The 16,485-nt window shown below is 34.6% G+C and carries 18 protein-coding genes; 14 read left to right on the top strand and 4 right to left on the bottom strand.

What is annotated here, in order from left to right; genetic code table 11:
- Nucleotides 1-27: 27 nt before the first annotated feature.
- The 10 genes from rpsM to NHG98_RS05220 all read left to right on the top strand — a co-directional run bounded on the left by rpsM (nucleotide 28) and on the right by NHG98_RS05220 (nucleotide 7,350).
- Nucleotides 28-396 carry a 30S ribosomal protein S13 gene (rpsM, locus tag NHG98_RS05175; protein ID WP_007550179.1) on the top strand — a complete coding sequence of 123 codons (369 nt, stop codon included), beginning with the start codon at nucleotides 28-30 and terminating at the stop codon, nucleotides 394-396.
- A gap of 21 nt (nucleotides 397-417) precedes the next feature.
- A complete protein-coding gene (gene rpsK, locus NHG98_RS05180) occupies nucleotides 418-804 on the top strand; it encodes a 30S ribosomal protein S11 (protein WP_096616806.1) in 387 nt (128 codons plus the stop codon).
- Between the two features lie 21 nt (nucleotides 805-825).
- Nucleotides 826-1,893 (top strand): DNA-directed RNA polymerase subunit alpha, encoded by a 1,068-nt coding sequence (locus NHG98_RS05185; RefSeq protein ID WP_096616804.1) that lies wholly within the window; start codon nucleotides 826-828, stop codon nucleotides 1,891-1,893.
- Between the two features lie 7 nt (nucleotides 1,894-1,900).
- Nucleotides 1,901-2,329 (top strand): 50S ribosomal protein L17, encoded by a 429-nt coding sequence (gene rplQ, locus NHG98_RS05190; RefSeq protein WP_096616802.1) that lies wholly within the window; start codon nucleotides 1,901-1,903, stop codon nucleotides 2,327-2,329.
- Nucleotides 2,330-2,352: 23 nt separating this feature from the next.
- Nucleotides 2,353-2,703 (top strand): YraN family protein, encoded by a 351-nt coding sequence (locus NHG98_RS05195; protein ID WP_096616800.1) that lies wholly within the window; start codon nucleotides 2,353-2,355, stop codon nucleotides 2,701-2,703.
- Between the two features lie 41 nt (nucleotides 2,704-2,744).
- Entirely contained in the window at nucleotides 2,745-3,305 is a 561-nt protein-coding gene (gene atpH / locus NHG98_RS05200; protein ID WP_096616798.1) for an ATP synthase F1 subunit delta, read from the top strand.
- Entirely contained in the window at nucleotides 3,302-4,843 is a 1,542-nt protein-coding gene (gene atpA / locus NHG98_RS05205; RefSeq protein ID WP_096616797.1) for a F0F1 ATP synthase subunit alpha, read from the top strand. The genes atpH and atpA overlap by 4 nt, the downstream gene beginning before the upstream one ends.
- Nucleotides 4,844-4,852: 9 nt before the next feature.
- Nucleotides 4,853-5,347, top strand: a complete 495-nt coding sequence (gene greA / locus NHG98_RS05210; protein ID WP_096616796.1) for a transcription elongation factor GreA — start codon at nucleotides 4,853-4,855, stop codon at nucleotides 5,345-5,347.
- A gap of 6 nt (nucleotides 5,348-5,353) precedes the next feature.
- Nucleotides 5,354-5,998 (top strand): 3,4-dihydroxy-2-butanone-4-phosphate synthase, encoded by a 645-nt coding sequence (gene ribB, locus NHG98_RS05215; RefSeq protein ID WP_096616794.1) that lies wholly within the window; start codon nucleotides 5,354-5,356, stop codon nucleotides 5,996-5,998.
- A gap of 71 nt (nucleotides 5,999-6,069) precedes the next feature.
- Entirely contained in the window at nucleotides 6,070-7,350 is a 1,281-nt protein-coding gene (locus tag NHG98_RS05220) for a M48 family metalloprotease (RefSeq protein ID WP_096616792.1), read from the top strand.
- Nucleotides 7,351-7,378: 28 nt separating this feature from the next.
- Here the strand turns inward: NHG98_RS05220 and NHG98_RS05225 are convergent, their stop codons facing one another.
- Entirely contained in the window at nucleotides 7,379-7,714 is a 336-nt protein-coding gene (locus NHG98_RS05225) for a TrbC/VirB2 family protein (RefSeq protein ID WP_096616790.1), read from the bottom strand.
- A gap of 95 nt (nucleotides 7,715-7,809) precedes the next feature.
- Nucleotides 7,810-8,544, bottom strand: coding sequence for a 3-oxoacyl-[acyl-carrier-protein] reductase (gene fabG, locus NHG98_RS05230; RefSeq protein ID WP_096616788.1), 735 nt, complete (start codon nucleotides 8,542-8,544; stop codon nucleotides 7,810-7,812).
- Nucleotides 8,545-8,810: 266 nt separating this feature from the next.
- Between fabG and NHG98_RS05235 the strand changes: the two genes are divergently transcribed.
- Nucleotides 8,811-10,331 carry an HlyD family type I secretion periplasmic adaptor subunit gene (locus NHG98_RS05235; protein ID WP_259245353.1) on the top strand — a complete coding sequence of 507 codons (1,521 nt, stop codon included), beginning with the start codon at nucleotides 8,811-8,813 and terminating at the stop codon, nucleotides 10,329-10,331.
- A 52-nt stretch (nucleotides 10,332-10,383) separates the two neighbouring features.
- Here the strand turns inward: NHG98_RS05235 and NHG98_RS05240 are convergent, their stop codons facing one another.
- Both NHG98_RS05240 and NHG98_RS05245 read right to left on the bottom strand, forming a co-directional pair.
- Nucleotides 10,384-11,280 carry a HaeIII family restriction endonuclease gene (locus NHG98_RS05240; protein WP_096616786.1) on the bottom strand — a complete coding sequence of 299 codons (897 nt, stop codon included), beginning with the start codon at nucleotides 11,278-11,280 and terminating at the stop codon, nucleotides 10,384-10,386.
- Nucleotides 11,277-12,149, bottom strand: coding sequence for a DNA adenine methylase (locus NHG98_RS05245; RefSeq protein ID WP_259245354.1), 873 nt, complete (start codon nucleotides 12,147-12,149; stop codon nucleotides 11,277-11,279). The genes NHG98_RS05240 and NHG98_RS05245 overlap by 4 nt, the downstream gene beginning before the upstream one ends.
- Nucleotides 12,150-13,244: 1,095 nt before the next feature.
- Between NHG98_RS05245 and coxB the strand changes: the two genes are divergently transcribed.
- From coxB to NHG98_RS05260, 3 genes are read left to right on the top strand one after another with little or no spacing between them, the layout of a single operon-like run.
- On the top strand, nucleotides 13,245-14,009 hold the full coding sequence (gene coxB, locus NHG98_RS05250; RefSeq protein WP_096616784.1) for a cytochrome c oxidase subunit II: 765 nt from the start codon (nucleotides 13,245-13,247) through the stop codon (nucleotides 14,007-14,009).
- A 15-nt stretch (nucleotides 14,010-14,024) separates the two neighbouring features.
- A complete protein-coding gene (ctaD, locus tag NHG98_RS05255) occupies nucleotides 14,025-15,575 on the top strand; it encodes a cytochrome c oxidase subunit I (protein WP_259245355.1) in 1,551 nt (516 codons plus the stop codon).
- A 1-nt stretch (nucleotide 15,576) separates the two neighbouring features.
- On the top strand, nucleotides 15,577-16,464 hold the full coding sequence (locus tag NHG98_RS05260) for a heme o synthase (protein ID WP_096616782.1): 888 nt from the start codon (nucleotides 15,577-15,579) through the stop codon (nucleotides 16,462-16,464).
- Nucleotides 16,465-16,485: the final 21 nt, after the last annotated feature.

The following is a 16,485-nucleotide window of genomic DNA, read 5'->3' on the forward strand; positions in this document are numbered from 1 at the left end:
TGTTATTAATAAAGTATCGAGGTACCAGTGGCACGTATTGCAGGCATAAATATTCCAGTGAGGAAATGTGTTCCTTTTGCATTAACTTATATATATGGTATAGGTATTGCTACTGCGAATGTAATTTGTCACGCTTGCGAAGTTGATAAGCGCAAACGTGTTTCAGAATTACGAGATGAAGATATAGAAAAGATCAGCAGTTTCATTAGACAAAATTATGTTATAGAAGGTGAGCTCAGAAAAGAAGTGGCTATGAACATAAAATCTTTAGTGGAAATGGGATGCTATAGAGGAGTGAGACATAGAAAAGGTTTACCTGTGAGAGGGCAAAGGACTCATACTAATGCTAAGACTCGTAAAGGTAGATCTCGGTTGCCTATTGCTGGGAAAAAATAAAATTTATTATTGTGAGTTTTAATGAAAAAAGTCAAAACGGTTGGTAAGAGTACAAAGGAGTTTATTACTGGTGTTGTTCATATTCGTGCAACTTTTAATAATACTTTTGCAAATGTAACTGATGTTCATGGTAATACGCTATGTCAAACTTCTGTGGGTGCATGTGGTTTTTCAGGTTCGAGAAAATCAACACCTTATGCTGCAGGTAAGGCTGCGGAGGCTGCTGCGAAGAATGCAATGGAGAGATTTGGTATGAAGGTTGTCTCTGTAATAATTCGTGGTCCTGGCTTTGGTACCGAAGCTGCGGTTAAAGCACTTCAGAGCTGTGGGTTGACTGTGACTTCAATTGCAGATAAAACCGCAATTCCTCATAATGGGTGCAGGTTAAGAAAAAAAAGAAGAGTATAGGATATTTGAAAAGGTTGTTTTATGTATTATAATAATGATGTTTCTCTCTGTAGCAATTTAGATAAATTGATTAAACCTAGTTCAGTTAAGGTAATATCAGATGATTCAAGTGAAAAAAGTGATATAATCCTAGAACCGTTGGAAAGTGGTTTTGCTTTAACATTAGGTAATGCATTAAGACGTGTAATGTTATCTTCTCTTAAAGGTAGTGCTGTTTATGGAATGAAAATTGAAGGTATAACTCATGAGTTTACTTCAATTCAAGGGGTAAGAGAAGATGTAACTGATATAGTATTAAATATGGGCATGTTGAGGTGTAAATTAAATGGTGCTTCTAATAAATGCTTAAATTTAAACGCTAAAGGGCCTTGCCAGGTAGTAGCTGGGATGATAGAAACTGATGATCAATGCTCTATTATTAATAAAGATTTGTTAATATGTACGCTGGGGCAAAATGTAGAGCTTAACATGACCATATATGTGGCTAGCGGAAAAGGTTATCTTCCTGTAACTAAGTATAAAGAAAATGAACTTTTGAAGCTTATGAGTGAACAGGATTTAATTGGTTTTATTCCAGTTAATGCTTTGTATAGCCCTGTCAACAGGGTTTCATGCAGGGTAGAGAATAGTCGTGTTGGCCAAGTGACTGATAAGGATAAGCTGATATTGTCAATTGAAACTGATGGTACAATCTCTCCGAGTCAAGCTGTTGATTCTGCTGCAAGAATATTACAGGAGCAACTTCAGCCCTTTATTAGTTCTGATGTAAGTTATAAAAAATCGCAGGTTTCTTCGTCTAGTGGTGCTAAAGATTTGGGTTATGATCCTGTCTTATTGCGTAAGGTAGATGAAATGGAATTATCTGTCAGGTCTCATAACTGTCTGAAAAACGAAAACATCACTTATATAGGTGATCTTGTGCAAAAGACAGAAGGTGAAATGTTAAGAACTGCTAATTTTGGCAGGAAGTCTTTGAATGAGATTAAGGCAGTTTTGGCTAATTTTGGTTTGTCTTTGGGTATGAATGTGCTAAACTGGCCGCCTAAGGATATAGATGAGTTGGCTAAACAACATACTGATGAAGATTAGGTGATATATGAAACATGGAATAAAAAAACGTAAACTATCTCGTTGCACTGAACATAGATTATCGACGTTAAAGAATCTATCTGTCTCATTAATTAACCATGAGCAGATTGTAACTACTTTACCAAAAGCTAAGGAACTTCGTCCATATGTCGAAAAGTTTATTACAATTGCTAAGAATAAGAATACTTTACATGGTAGAAGACTTTTGCTTTCACGCCTTCATAATAGTAAGTTAGCAGTTGATAAGTTATTAAACGTCTTAGCCAGCCGTTATCAAGATCGTAAAGGTGGGTATTCTAGAATAATAAAATTTAGCACTCGAAAGGGTGATTGCGCTTCAATGGCAGTGATAGAACTGGTTGATAGGGATATTGCAGCAAGAGGTAAGGTTTATAGTAAAAATAAAGAAGGAGGCAAAGTAGTTACACAAAGTTAATTGTTGTCATAATTGTTCTTCTTGTGGTAAGTAGGTTACGCTACTTTGTAGGTTACTTTGGCGAGTTATTAGTTTTAGTATATTTAAAACTGAAATGGTATAATGTTATAAAACGCCGTTACCATTGTAAGTTCGGTGAAATTGACTTAATTGTATCTAAAAAAAAGGAGCTGATTTTTATAGAAGTTAAAACAAGTTTACTTGGAAAAGAAATACCGATATCTCATCTTCAATGTCAGTCTATTATAAATTCTTCTAAGTATTTCTTAAGTAAAAACCTTAGTTTTTTAGATTATTCAGTCAGATATGATTTATATTTTCTTTCCTTAAAGAGAAGACCTGTTTATATAAAAAATGCTTGGATTGAAGAATGAAAGATTTGTAGCTGAATTAATTTAGATTTACTGGATTTAATATGAAAAAGACCCAATACAATAATTTAGTTTCATCTTACGCTAGAGTGCTATTTCATGTCTCAGAAAGCAGGTTAGGTATTATAAGGAAAGAAGTAGAATTTTTATTGGCTTTTTTTAAGGATCAACATGATATTTTTGTGTACCTATCTCATCCTATGATTTCTTTTGCACACAAAAAAGAAGTGATGCTTTCTATAAATGAGCACTTGAGTGAAAATTTAGTAAAATTTATTATGGTTATATTTGCAAACAAACGCTCTAGTTTATTGATCCTTATATTAGAAAAATTCTTAAGTCTTGCAAAAGAAAATGAAAATGAATTCGAAATTACTATAAAGTCAGCAGAAGCTTTAAAGGAATCTGATATAAAAATAATTACTGAATCTTTGAGCTTTCTTGGTAAAATAATAAAAGTAAGCAATGTGGTTGACCCTTCTATACTAGGTGGCTTCGTAGTTAGGTATGGTTTTAATTTGATCGATGCTTCGCTAAAAAGTTACTTGGATAGGTTAGTTGACTTAAGTAAAATGGAAATATTAAAAGTAAGGAATTTTGTATGAAGAACAGTATGAATGTTTCTGAGATAGCAAGTGTAATAAGGGAAAAAGTTGAGACGTTTGATAATCCTATAAAGCGGGAAAATATAGGTGAAGTAATTTCAGTAACAGATGGTATTGCATTGGTTTATGGACTGGAAAAAGCAAAATTCGGTGAAAAGGTATTTTTTGCAAGCGGTGTAGAAGGAATAGTTCTTGATTTAGATCATGATACGGCTGGAATAGTTGTGCTTGGTAGTGACCGTGATGTGAAAGAAGGGGACGTTGTAAAATGTAGTGGTGATGTTGTGCAGGTGCCTGTAGGGCATGAATTGTTAGGGAGAGTTGTAAATGCGTTGGGCCATCCTATAGACAACGGTGGGGAAATTAGAGCCAAAAACAGAATGGATATAGAATCTAAAGCCCCAGGCATTATTGATCGTAAGTCTGTGCATGAGCCACTGCAAACAGGAATTAAAATTATAGATTTGCTAATTCCAATAGGTAGAGGGCAGCGTGAATTAATTATTGGCGATAGACAAATTGGTAAAACTACTATTGCGCTTGATACTATTATCAATCAGAAGAAGATTAACGATGAGGTAAACGAAAATCAAAAAATCTACTGTGTTTATGTTGCTATTGGACAAAAAATTTCAACAGTAGCAAAAGTGGTAAATAAGCTGAAAGAAAGCGGAGCATTAGAGTATACAACTGTAGTTGTGGCTAGTGCATCTGACTGCGCGCCTATGCAATTTTTAGCACCTTATGCTGGTTGCACTATTGGGGAATTTTTCCGTGACAATGGAATGCATTGTTTGATTATATATGATGATTTATCTAAGCATGCTGTGGCATACAGGCAGATGTCTTTATTGCTCAGACGTCCTCCTGGTCGTGAAGCTTACCCTGGGGATATATTCTATGTACATTCTCGTTTGCTTGAAAGAGCTGCTAAAATGTCTGATAAAAAAGGGCAGGGGTCTTTAACTGCTTTGCCAATTGTCGAAACTCAAGCTGGTGATGTATCTGCATATGTGCCAACAAATGTTATTTCAATTACCGATGGGCAGATCTTTCTTGAGTCTGAATTATTTTATAAAGGATTTCGACCTGCAGTAAATATAGGTTTGTCAGTTTCACGGGTTGGTTCTGCTGCACAACTAAAGTCTGTGAAGAAAGTTGCTAGTTCTATAAAGCTAAGCTTAGCTCAGTATAGGGAATTAGAAGATTTTGCAAAATTTGGTTCTGATCTTGATGCTAGTGTTCAATTATCCTTGAATAAGGGTAAATATCTTGTCGAGTTATTAAAGCAAAAACAACATTTACCTATGTCAATAGAAGAGCAAGTAGTGCTGATGTATATTTTTTCTAACCTATATAATCAGTTAAGTAAAATACAAATAAGTTACATTAATAAATTTGAACATGATCTTATTAATTATTTTCATACTGTACACCCTGGGGTTTTAAAAAAGTTGTCAAATGACATGAGAGATGATATAAAAGATGATATTTTTAACATTGTGAGTAATTTCGTTACTCAATTTAATTGCATTTAGGCGGTGATTATGGCTTCATCCATTATTAATAAATTTCCTATGACGAGGGAAGGTTTTGAGAATATGCAAGCCGAACTTGAAAAATTAAAGGAAGAAAAACCTTCTGTGATACAGGCTATTTCTGATGCTCGTGATCAAGGTGATTTGTCTGAAAACGCAGAGTATCATGCAGCACGGGAAAGGTTAGGTTTTATTGAAGGCCGTATAATGGAGATAGAAAGTAAGCTCTCACATGCGGAAGTAATAGAAGTAAAAAATTTGTCTGGTGATTTAGTAATGTTTGGTGCAACTGTGACATTAAGCATGTTAAGTGATAATAACGGTGAAGTGGAATATGTTTATAAGGTTGTAGGCGAATATGAAGCTGATGTTTCAAAGCAGTTAATATCTACTAGTTCACCACTCGGGAGTGCCTTAATCGGCAAAAAAGTAGGTGAGTATGTGGAAGTGACAGTGCCAAATGGAGAGAAATTGTATAAAATAGCTAAGATTGAATTTAAGTAAATTATTATGGTACAGGCCACTTATGCTTCAATGAGTCTACCCGGTATTTCTTCTATGGAAGATGTATTAGAGGATGCTCGTTCCGGTAAATTATTCATTTTAGTTGATGATGAAAGTAGAGAAAATGAAGGTGATTTGGTTGTCTTAGCTGAAAAAGTAAAACCAGAACATGTGGCTTTTATGGTTAGATACGGTACAGGGGTTGTGTGCTTAGCAATGACTAAATTTCACATGAAGAGGTTGGGCCTTAATTTCATGGAAAAGAAAAATATTGGTGAAAATCATACCGCATTTACTACATCAATTGATGCACGTTATGGTATTACAACCGGTGTTTCAGCAGAGGATAGAACGAAAACTATACATGCTGCTATCAACAAGGATGGCACTCAGGATGACATCATAACTCCAGGTCATGTTTTTCCTGTAATTGCACATAAAGGTGGGGTGGCACAACGTGCTGGTCATACTGAAGCGAGTGTTGAAATGGCGAAGTTAGTAGGGTTTGATCATTCAGCAGTTATTTGTGAATTAGTGAATGATGATGGCTCTATGATGCGCTTACCTCAGTTACTTAAATTTGCTGAACAACATAAAATTAAGTTAACTACCATCGACAAACTTATTAGTTACGTTAAAAAATTAAACTAGCGTTTATAAATTTGTATAATTTAAGTGTTAAAATATAGAATTCCTATAAATTATGCAAGCACAGAATTTCCATGTTTAGAATTGCTAAGTTTTTGACCTTATTGTTCTTTTTTGCATATTATAATAATGCTTACTCTATTAACATTATTAGAGATAGTGAAGTGGAAGCAATAGTGAAAGAGCTAGCGCAACCTTTATTTTTTGCTGCAAACATTGATAGTGACCGAATGAAAGTTTTTATAATTAATGATAATTCGATTAATGCTTTTGTAATTAACAATAACAGTATTTTCATTCATTTAGGACTTTTACAATACTCGGCTAAACCTTATGTCCTGCTTGGTATATTAGCACATGAGATTGCTCACATATCTGCTGGTCATATATTGCAAATGAGTAGTGCTATGGGTTATTTTCAATCGATAGCAATGATTAGTTATATGGTAGGATTAGTTTCTAGTATTATCATTAACCCTCAGGTTGCTGGTGCAATTTTGCTTAGTGGTGTAGCACTCAGCTCAAGGCTATTTTTTAACTATTCTCAAGAGCAAGAAAGTGTAGCAGATAGCTATGCTTTAAGGTACCTTGATGAATCTGGCTATGATAATTCAGGTATGAAAGAGATTTTTGATTATTTTAAAAGTATTGAGCATGAGAACACCGAGGAATATTTCCGCACTCACCCACTTAGTGAGAAACGCATATTTGCTGTACGAAATTATAAGGTCAAAAACAACGTAAAACCAATTTTTGCGGATAAGTTACTAAAGTTTGAGCGTGTGGTTGCAAAGCTAGACTCTTTCTTTGCTCCTATTCATGTGTTATCTAATAAATATGAAAATAATTCTGAGTATGTAAATGCTATAGTTTGCTATAGGCAAGGAAAGATAGAAGAGGCTATTGCTAAAGTTAATTCATTGATTCAAGAATCACGCAATGACCCATACCTATATGAATTAAAAGCAGAAATGCTATACAAGGCCGGAAATTTAAGTGAAGCAATAAAAATGTATGAGGAATCGCTTAGGTATTTATCTGAGAAAAACAGTTATTTAGTGAAACTTGCATTATCTCATACTTTATTATTACACGGTGATGCAAAAAAGGCGATTTTTTACCTGGAGCAGATTTTGAATGTAGAACCAAATAACGCTTTTGTCTGGAAATATTTAAGCATTGCATATAAATGTGAAGCTGATACGGCAATGCATTATTTTGCCTTAACAAAAAAGGCTTGTATTGAAGGTGACTTAAAGCAATTTACAAAATATGCTGAGCTAGCTGTTAAAACTTTACCAAAAGATAGCCCTTATTTGTTGCAAGTTGAAGATATGAAGCGATTTAATGGATAACAAAAAAGCATTTCCGTACTTTTATGGATTATTTTCCACACTTTTCTAACATAGCTTTTGCTTCATTACTTACGTTGGGCATAATTTTCATTATGATAGTTTTAGCACCAAAAAATACACCACAGAACATGCCTAGAGCAAAGAGGGCTGGCCACGGCATCCTGCCAAATATTGCAAGCAAAGCTGCACCGATTATTACTACCGTCATAAGTGGACCGCCTATTCCCCAAACGTAACCAATAATATTGCATATTACTTTAGTTGTGTCATCCATATCAGGATCAGTGGTAGCTGCATAACCTGAGAAAGAGAAAAGTAATACTACACAAAAAACACTAAAAAATCTTTTTATTATAGAGCTCATTTTCTTGCCTTTAAATAATAAATTAACGCAAACGCAAACCTACACATATTTTTATTTTAAAGTAAAAATTATAATTTGTCCATACATAAGTGTTGCTACATAAATAACCCACCATTAATGTTAAGCACATGCCCTGTTATATATTTTGCTTCATCACTTGCTAAAAATAAGACCCCTGCTGCTATTTCTTCCCCTGTTCCCATTCTTTTCATTGGAATATTATCTAATATTTTTCCCTTTTGTCCTTCATTTAAAACTTCAGTCATTTTAGTATCTATAAACCCAGGAGCAATACAATTTACTGTTATATTACGACTTGCAACTTCTTTTGCTATAGATTTGCTCATAGCTATTATTCCAGCTTTAGACGCTGCATAATTTGCTTGCCCGGCGTTTCCTGTCAGCCCTATTATTGAGGAAATATTTATAATTCTTCCCCAATTATTCTTAATTAGTCTCTTACATGCTTCTCTACTCAGCTTAAATGTAGAGCTCAAGTTAATATCAATTACTTTTTGCCATGCTTCATCTGTCATCCTCAATAATAAACTGTCTCGCGTAATGCCCGCATTGCATACAAGCCCGTCAAAGCCTTCCATCAACTCACTTGCTCTATTTACTAGTTGATTTACTTCCTCAGCGTTTGATAAGTCACAAGGGAGTATATGCATATTTTTTTCATATTGTTTAGCAACTTCTTCGAGCACTTCTTTTTTTGTGCCAGAAATACATAAAGTTGCTCTGGCTTTGTGCATAATTTTTACAATTGCTTGCCCTATTCCGCCTGATGCGCCAGTAATCAGGAACTTTCTGCTTTCCAATTTAAACATAATAACTTTATATCATCTTAATTCCTAACAGAATATTGACTGGTTGGCAATAGATTTCTTACATAATATAAGTAACTCAGGTATTCACAAAATAAAGGAAAAGTTATAATAAAGTTAAACGTCAAAAAATTTTAAAAACATAGTTGATGCAGGAATTGTTACTAAATAGTTTATTCTGGTGCTCTGCAGTCTAAATGGAATGCCTAAATTATAGATTCTTTGTTTTTGTGTGTTATCTTGAGTTAACACAAATTCACAGTAGTATTATGATAAGTAAGTTGAAAAAGCTTAGCGCTGGATTTTCTTTGACAGGCCTGATTGGCCATAGTGATAATATAAATATGCAAGGAGCAAGAAATAAAAAGAAGAAGTACCCAAAATTTTTGGATAAGACGTTTGCATTGATTGATGCGGTGATAAATTTTATTTTAAAACGCGAAAGTAATAACGTAAATGAAGTTCTGAGAGTAACATGGGGACCACTATTTTTTGGTCTGGTAGTAATACTCATCTTTTTTGGGATAGGTGGTATTTGGTCGGCTATAGCTCCAATTGACGGTGCGGTGCATGCAAGTGGAGAAGTTATTGTATCTTCAAATAGAAAAATAGTTCAACACTTGGGCGGAGGAATAATAAGCAAAATTTTAGTCAAAGAGAGCCAAGCAGTTAAAAAAGATGAGCCTCTAGTTTTGTTGATTGATGTTAACGAGAAGGCGAATTTAAGTATTATCAAAGAGAAGCTCTTATCATTTTTAGCAACAGAAGCAAGGCTTATTGCAATCAGAGGAGATTTAGACACGCTCGAGTTTCCTGATGAGGTTAAAAAATTATCTCACGATGAACTTGTAAATAAAGTGATAAAGAATCAAGTAAAGTTATTCAACTCTCAGAGAAAGAGCATATTGGGAAAAACAGACATACTGCAACAACGTATAAAGCAGTTAAATGATGAATTAGCGGGGCTAAACTTTCAACTAAATGCAGCTCATAAGCAATATGACTTGATAACTGAGGAGTTGGAAACAAAAAGACAATTACTTGATAGTGGTCATATAAGCAAACCACACATTTTAGCTTTAGAAAAACAGTTTGCTGAAATTGAAGGCAGAGTTGGACATTACCGTTCTGCAATATCTCAAGCGCAGCAAAAAATTGGAGAGAACGAATTAGAAATTATAAACGTGAGAAATGATTCTCAAGAAAGAGCAAACGCTGAACTTAAGGAAGTTAGTACGTCTATTGCAGACTTGAAAGAGAGGCTGATGGTTGCTGAAGATTCATTAGCACGTACAATAATTAAATCGCCTCAAGATGGGATAGTCACAGATATAAGATACCATACTGAAGGTGGTGTTATACAATCTGGAGTTCCAATCATGAGCGTAGTGCCATCGGATGATGACTTAATAATAGATGCTAAAATTCAAACTAGAAACATAGAAGAGGTACTGTCAGCACAAAAGAAAGATAGCAACATAGTCTCTATTGATGGGCTAGAAGGGCTAAAGGTTAAAGTCCGGCTGAGTGCTTACAGTGCACGTCGTTTAAGTTTAATTAGTGGTATAGTAAGCCATATTTCTCCTGATGCTCTTGATGATCCAAGACTAGGGCGTTATTATTCAGTGCGTGTAGTGATACCAAAGTCAGAGCTTGCTCAATTTAAAAATGTATACCTATACCCTGGTATGCCAGCAGAAGTGTACATAGTTACTCAATCCCGTACTCTTTTATCATTCTTGTTTACGCCTATAATTGCAACAGTTGATAGGTCTTTTATAGAAAGGTAGCTCACTCGTTAAAGTAGTAGTGAAAGTGCCGTAATAAAATTTAGGTATATGGTTAGACAATATCAATAATATGTAGCCCTACACTACTTGCAATCCCTATAAATTGAATATCGAATTTTAAAGAAGGCTCTGTTTTGCTACTTGCATTATGAAGCCTAAAAGAAATAGTCCATCCACCCTCAAACATTACTTCTATTGTACTTGACGAGCCAGACTTTCTTTTTATTACTCTTATTCTTTCAGGTATTTTCCATTTTGAACCGTATTCTAATGTGCCGCCAATATTGACGGACTGCAAAGAGACTGTTTTTCTTTTACATGCTATTTTTAACATAATCTTATAAAAATCATGACGCCCAAGTAAATATCTGAAAAATTTTTCAACAAATACACCTCTAAAACTTTCACATAGCCGTTTAAGCTCATCCTCAAACGCTGTTAAAACTGGCAAATAAATTCTTGTTTCTTTTCCTTGAATATCTCTAAATAGCATATTCTGAGCACGCATTTCTCTTAATTGCATAAATACAGGCTGAATAGTCTTAAAATATTTTTCGCCACATGGATGATCTGTCCATTCTTCACCAAAATCAATTTTATCTGAAAGTCGAGAATGTTTTATTGCAGCGTGATTGTATTTAGCTGAAATTCCAATTTGACCTTTAGGGACTTCAATCACAATATCTCGAACATCACCCTGTATTCCAACACCGTCATCTTGAAGCAAAATAAAACGTGCATTTGTTACTCTAGCATCATGCGCTTGCAAAAACATTGCTGCCTCACTGGAGGCTTTTTCTAATATATATTTATGTAAATCTTCTAAACTTCTATAGCAATTTTTAGCTACCTCAAAAGAAGAATTTTCTTGAATCTTTGCTTTTGTTATTTGATAAAATGCTGTAGCTAATGTATACTCAAACGCCTTTCCGTTTATGTTTTGCTTCATGCTATCTTCCTATAGTCTTTGCTCAAGATTAAAACCTCATTTGATTTTTTAGAGTTACCCATCCCATAAGTCCACTTGGGTGTAATAATACGATACCCTGTATACATATCCCGTATTTCTTCGCAATCATTGTACGACAAAATCCATCCATCACGAGTCGCTAAAAGTTTGGCAAGTCCTTTATGATCAAAATCTGTGTGTTGATCACCTCTTTTTCCATATAGTTTTTGATCAATTAGATAGGGAGGATCACAATATAAAAAATCATTTGCGTGTTTAGGAATACTTTTTTTAAAGTCAGCTGAATTCACAGTAAGATTTTTAATTGAGAACTTTGCCAATCTTTCTATTGAACTTGGTGTAAAACGTGGCTGTCCTGGGGACATACCGCCCGACAATGTTGTACCGCTGAAAGATGAGCGATTTAATGCAAAAAATGCTGCAGCAATTTCAACTCTATCTTTCAAGGTGAAAAATGTTTTTTGTAAGTTATAAAACATGATGGATGTCATATTTTGATACTTCCGCACCACCTCTGCAAGGTAAGAAGCATCTTTTAAAAGCACCTGCCAAAATCTTACTAATGGTTCAAAGGCGTCATAACCATAAACTTTTGTTCCTATGCTGGCTAACGCTAACTCTATTGATCCTCCGCCTATAAAAGGAGAGCAAAGCTTAGGTAACCCTTTTGGAATATATTTATTAATGATTTGGGAAACAGCACGACTCTTACCACCAGGATAACGAAGAGGAGACTTTACAGGCAAAACAACTTTATTTGTTTCTTCTTCTTTATTTGGTTTTTTCCCTACACTAGCAAGCATTAATTCGTTAAAAGAAGCATTTATTTTAACTTTCTTTTCATTCATATAGTTGGCTCAAAATATGTGGTCCTTTTCCGAACTTCGGACCATATGTGTTAAAACATTCATTAAAGTCCATGTAAACGTATTATGCCGGTTGAAAATTCATCTACGTAGCGATTTAAATATTTAACACTGAAGTGATAAAATGTACCATGCTTTAGAACAAACCAAAAACTTTCCACTCCATCAGTGCTTGCTTATTGTTTAACATATTTACCGGCAGAATGCCTAGCACTTTCATAAGTACAATTTCCTAAACCTAATAATCTCCATAATCATTGTTGATTCCTATTTCTCCTAGAAACATAAAATTTTCTATTGTCCATGATTCCCTAACTCTTTGCAACATACACCACGCCGTCTTTTGAGTTATGTGTTAAAAACTACTTGTCTAATTATGCATATAAATTTCAAAATTTTCTAGGTTCTGTGGGCAAAAATGTAATAGAAAAGAAGGTGAACATATTTATAAAATGTCCATAATTGAATATTTTTTTGTCAAATCAGGAATTTTAGCGTATTTTGCCTTGTTTTGGCGAAAGACCTTCATGAAACTTTGCCCATTTGGCTTCTCTAAAGATTTTGTTTACAGAATCTAGTAACTTAGCTATGCAGAATGAAAAAAGTTTGTATGGTATACAAATATAGTGTGTTTTTTATAATTATTTTCTATAATGCATAAACTTTTGGTCCAAGCTGTAATGCTACCATAGGCATTAAAAGTTAATTAACAAACTGCAATGTATAATAAAATAAAGGAACTTGTAAGATTTTGATCTTGCAAATTATAAACTTGTCATAAAGTTTAATAGTGTCTGTTACTGCTTTTAGGTGTGAGGCTAGAGGGTTATTAGCAGTAACAGACACTATTAAACTTATTATAGAATTTACTTAAAGTAAATACTTAATTTAAAATATTATAATATTTTTACTTACAATAGATTTATGTAAATGCTTTTCCCTCAAATTAGTATTGTACTATTATACTTATTGAATGCTAAAAAATTATTAACCATCACTAATCTCTATTTGCATAGTAAGTTTATATATACTATTATACAGTATATCATTTAGTTTTATAGCAAACAAACAAAAGATATGGTGAAGTTATTTGCACTATTGATAATATTTTACTCAAATATATCTGTTGCCTCTGCTCCTACTTCCTGGCAATTTGGATTTCCTGCTCCTGCAACTGAAGTAATGGAGGCTGTAGTTAGGTCACATTCGTTTGTAATGGTTGTGATGGTTGCAATAATGCTTTTTGTGTGGGCGCTGCTTGCTTATGTAGTATTTCGCTTTCGTAAAAGCAAAGTGGCAAACGTAAGCCAAACTAACCATAATGTCCTTTTAGAAATTGTTTGGTTTGTTATACCAACGATTATTGTTGGTATATTAGCTTTTGAAAACGCTAAATTACTGAAGCTACAGGAAGAAATACCGAAAGCTGATATAACACTGAAAGTTATTGGCCATCAATGGTATTGGAGTTACCAATATCCAGAATATCAAGGTGTGTCATTTGATAGTTATATTAAGGGAAAAGAAGACTTTATCGAAAGAGATTTAAAGCTATTCTCTGTTGATAACAACATCGTTTTACCCATTAATACTAATGTTCGTTTACAAGTTACAGCAGGAGATGTGATACACAGCTGGGGAGTACCGGCTTTTGGTGTAAAAATTGATGCGATACCAGGTAGGCTGAATGAGGCGTGGTTTAATATCAAAAAGTCTGGTATTTATTACGGGCAGTGCTATGAATTGTGTGGTCAAGGCCATGGATTTATGCCAATTGTTGTTGAAGCAGTAAGCAAAGAAGATTTTAATAAGTGGATTGAAAATAGAAAATTAGTGAGTTAAATTTGGAGTATAGATATGAGTGACGTACCAAAGGGCATAAAGCGTTGGTTATTTTCCACTAATCATAAAGACATAGGGACACTGTACATTATTTTTTCCATATTAGCTGGAATTATTGGTGGATTATTATCGGTGATTATTCGCACTCAGCTAATGCACATTAATATACTTAACAATAATTATCAATTATATAACGTAATGGTTACAGGGCATGCGTTGATAATGGTGTTTTTTATGATAATGCCAGCCCTCATGGGAGGATTTGGTAACTGGTTTGTACCTCTTATGATTGGCGCACCAGATATGGCATTTCCTCGTATGAATAATTTAAGTTTTTGGTTATTAGTGTCATCTTTTATTTTGCTCATTCTCTCAGTGTTTATTGGTGAAGGCCCAGGTACAGGTTGGACCTTATATCCACCTTTATCACAGGTAATGTCCCATCCAAGTGCAGGAGTTGACATTGCTATACTTGCACTTCATGTTGCTGGTATGTCGTCAATTGTTGGGGCGATCAACTTTATAGTTACTATATTTAACATGCGCGCAAAAGGCATGTCATTAACTAAGATGCCACTGTTTGTTTGGTCTGTCTTGCTAACAGCATTTATGTTGATTGTTGCTTTACCAGTGCTTGCCGGTGCTATAACTATGCTTCTTACTGATCGCAATGTTGGTACTTCCTTTTTTGATCCTGCCGGTGGCGGAGATCCTGTGTTATTTCAACATCTATTTTGGTTTTTTGGTCATCCAGAAGTTTACGTAATTATTTTTCCTGCATTTGGCATCATAAGTCAGGTTGTATCAACTTTTTCTCACAGACCTGTATTTGGTTACATAGGGATGGTTTATGCAATGATAGGTATAGCAGTATTTGGCTTTATGGTTTGGGCTCATCATATGTTCACTGTTGGGCTTAGTGCTGACGCTGCTGCATTTTTTAGCACTACCACAATTTTTATCGGTGTTATAACTGGTGTAAAAGTCTTTAGCTGGATTGCAACTATGTGGGGTGGAGCAATTGAGTTTAAGACCCCTATGCTATTTGCACTAGGTTTTATTTTCATGTTTGTTGGCGGTGGCATAACGGGAATAATTCTTTCTCATGGTGGAATAGATAAGCTTCTGCATGATACCTACTATGTTGTTTCTCACTTCCATTATGTCATGTCACTTGCTGCATTATTTGGAGCTTTTGCTGGCTTTTATTATTGGATTGGTAAAATGTCGGGTAAACAATATAATGAGCGCTTAGGTCAAATCCACTTTTGGCTTACTTTTATTAGTACCAATATCACTTTTTTACCTCAACATTTCTTAGGATTAGCTGGCATGCCAAGGCGTATACCTGATTATCCTGATGCGTTTATCCCTTGGAATTATATATCCTCAATTGGCTCATATATGTCCTTTGTTTCAGTTATGTTTTTTGTGTTTATAGTTATACATCTCTTTAAATGGGGCAAAAAAGCTGGAGATAATCCTTGCGAAGGTGACACCTTGGAATGGACGGTATCTTCACCACCACCTTTTCATACTTTCGAAAAACCACCAGTGATAAAATAGAATGTACACAAGTGTTTTGCTAAATGTTGAATCAACAATACTGGATTTTTGGCGTTTGCTGAAGCCAAGGATAATGTACCTTGTGGTATTTACTGCAGTTGCTGGTATGGTTACTGCACCAGGTAGTATGCACCCTTTTCTAGCACTAATATCTATTATATGTGTTGCTCTTGGCTCAGGATCTGCAGGTGCTATAAATATGTGGTATGACAGAGACATAGATCTGCTCATGAAAAGGACAAAAAACCGCCCTATACCCTCAGGCAGAGTTCTTGCAGAAAGTGCGCTTGAATTTGGTATAACTCTTGGAATATTGTCAGTATTTATCATGGCAATAGCAGTAAACTATATTTCTGCTGCTTTGCTTGCAGTTAGCATATTATTTTACGTTTTCGTATATACAATTTGGCTAAAAAGGCGTACTCCGCAGAATATCGTTATCGGTGGTGCAGCGGGTGCTTTTCCTCCAATGATTGGCTGGGCAGCTGTGACTAATTCTGTCAGTTGGGAAAGTTTCATTTTATTTTTAGTAATTTTTATGTGGACTCCACCACACTTTTGGGCCCTATCTTTAAATAAGTCTGAAGACTATGCAAGTGCATCGATTCCAATGTTCAATATTGTTTATGGTCCGGAAAAAACAAGAAAATATATATTAATTTATAGTGTGTTGCTGGTATTAACCAGCTTGCTTCCAGCTCTATTTTTGAAAAAGGCTTTACTTTATCTAAGCATGGCAATTTTTGCAGGTTGCATCTTTATTTGGTACGCTATATCAATTCTCAGATTCAAGAACCACAACTCACAGAAACAAATGTTTTCTTATTCAATTTCTTATCTATTTTCCCTATTCGCCAGTATTATTTTTTGTTCTATTGATTTATTTTAGTTATGAAAGAACGGCAGAAGC

The organism is Wolbachia endosymbiont of Aedes albopictus, from assembly GCF_024804185.1.
GTDB lineage: Bacteria > Pseudomonadota > Alphaproteobacteria > Rickettsiales > Anaplasmataceae > Wolbachia > Wolbachia pipientis_B.

Excerpts from the sequence above, each read along its gene's own strand:
- rpsK (WP_096616806.1), top strand. The coding sequence starts at position 418 with ATGAAAAAAGTCAAAACGGTTGGTAAGAGTACAAAGGAGTTTATTACT.
- NHG98_RS05185 (WP_096616804.1), top strand. The coding sequence starts at position 826 with ATGTATTATAATAATGATGTTTCTCTCTGTAGCAATTTAGATAAATTG.
- rplQ (WP_096616802.1), top strand. The coding sequence starts at position 1,901 with ATGAAACATGGAATAAAAAAACGTAAACTATCTCGTTGCACTGAACAT.
- atpH (WP_096616798.1), top strand. The coding sequence starts at position 2,745 with ATGAAAAAGACCCAATACAATAATTTAGTTTCATCTTACGCTAGAGTG.
- atpA (WP_096616797.1), top strand. The coding sequence starts at position 3,302 with ATGAAGAACAGTATGAATGTTTCTGAGATAGCAAGTGTAATAAGGGAA.
- greA (WP_096616796.1), top strand. The coding sequence starts at position 4,853 with ATGGCTTCATCCATTATTAATAAATTTCCTATGACGAGGGAAGGTTTT.
- ribB (WP_096616794.1), top strand. The coding sequence starts at position 5,354 with ATGGTACAGGCCACTTATGCTTCAATGAGTCTACCCGGTATTTCTTCT.
- NHG98_RS05220 (WP_096616792.1), top strand. The coding sequence starts at position 6,070 with ATGTTTAGAATTGCTAAGTTTTTGACCTTATTGTTCTTTTTTGCATAT.
- NHG98_RS05225 (WP_096616790.1), bottom strand. The coding sequence starts at position 7,714 with ATGAGCTCTATAATAAAAAGATTTTTTAGTGTTTTTTGTGTAGTATTA.
- fabG (WP_096616788.1), bottom strand. The coding sequence starts at position 8,544 with ATGTTTAAATTGGAAAGCAGAAAGTTCCTGATTACTGGCGCATCAGGC.
- NHG98_RS05235 (WP_259245353.1), top strand. The coding sequence starts at position 8,811 with ATGATAAGTAAGTTGAAAAAGCTTAGCGCTGGATTTTCTTTGACAGGC.
- NHG98_RS05240 (WP_096616786.1), bottom strand. The coding sequence starts at position 11,280 with ATGAAGCAAAACATAAACGGAAAGGCGTTTGAGTATACATTAGCTACA.
- NHG98_RS05245 (WP_259245354.1), bottom strand. The coding sequence starts at position 12,149 with ATGAATGAAAAGAAAGTTAAAATAAATGCTTCTTTTAACGAATTAATG.
- coxB (WP_096616784.1), top strand. The coding sequence starts at position 13,245 with ATGGTGAAGTTATTTGCACTATTGATAATATTTTACTCAAATATATCT.
- ctaD (WP_259245355.1), top strand. The coding sequence starts at position 14,025 with ATGAGTGACGTACCAAAGGGCATAAAGCGTTGGTTATTTTCCACTAAT.
- NHG98_RS05260 (WP_096616782.1), top strand. The coding sequence starts at position 15,577 with ATGTACACAAGTGTTTTGCTAAATGTTGAATCAACAATACTGGATTTT.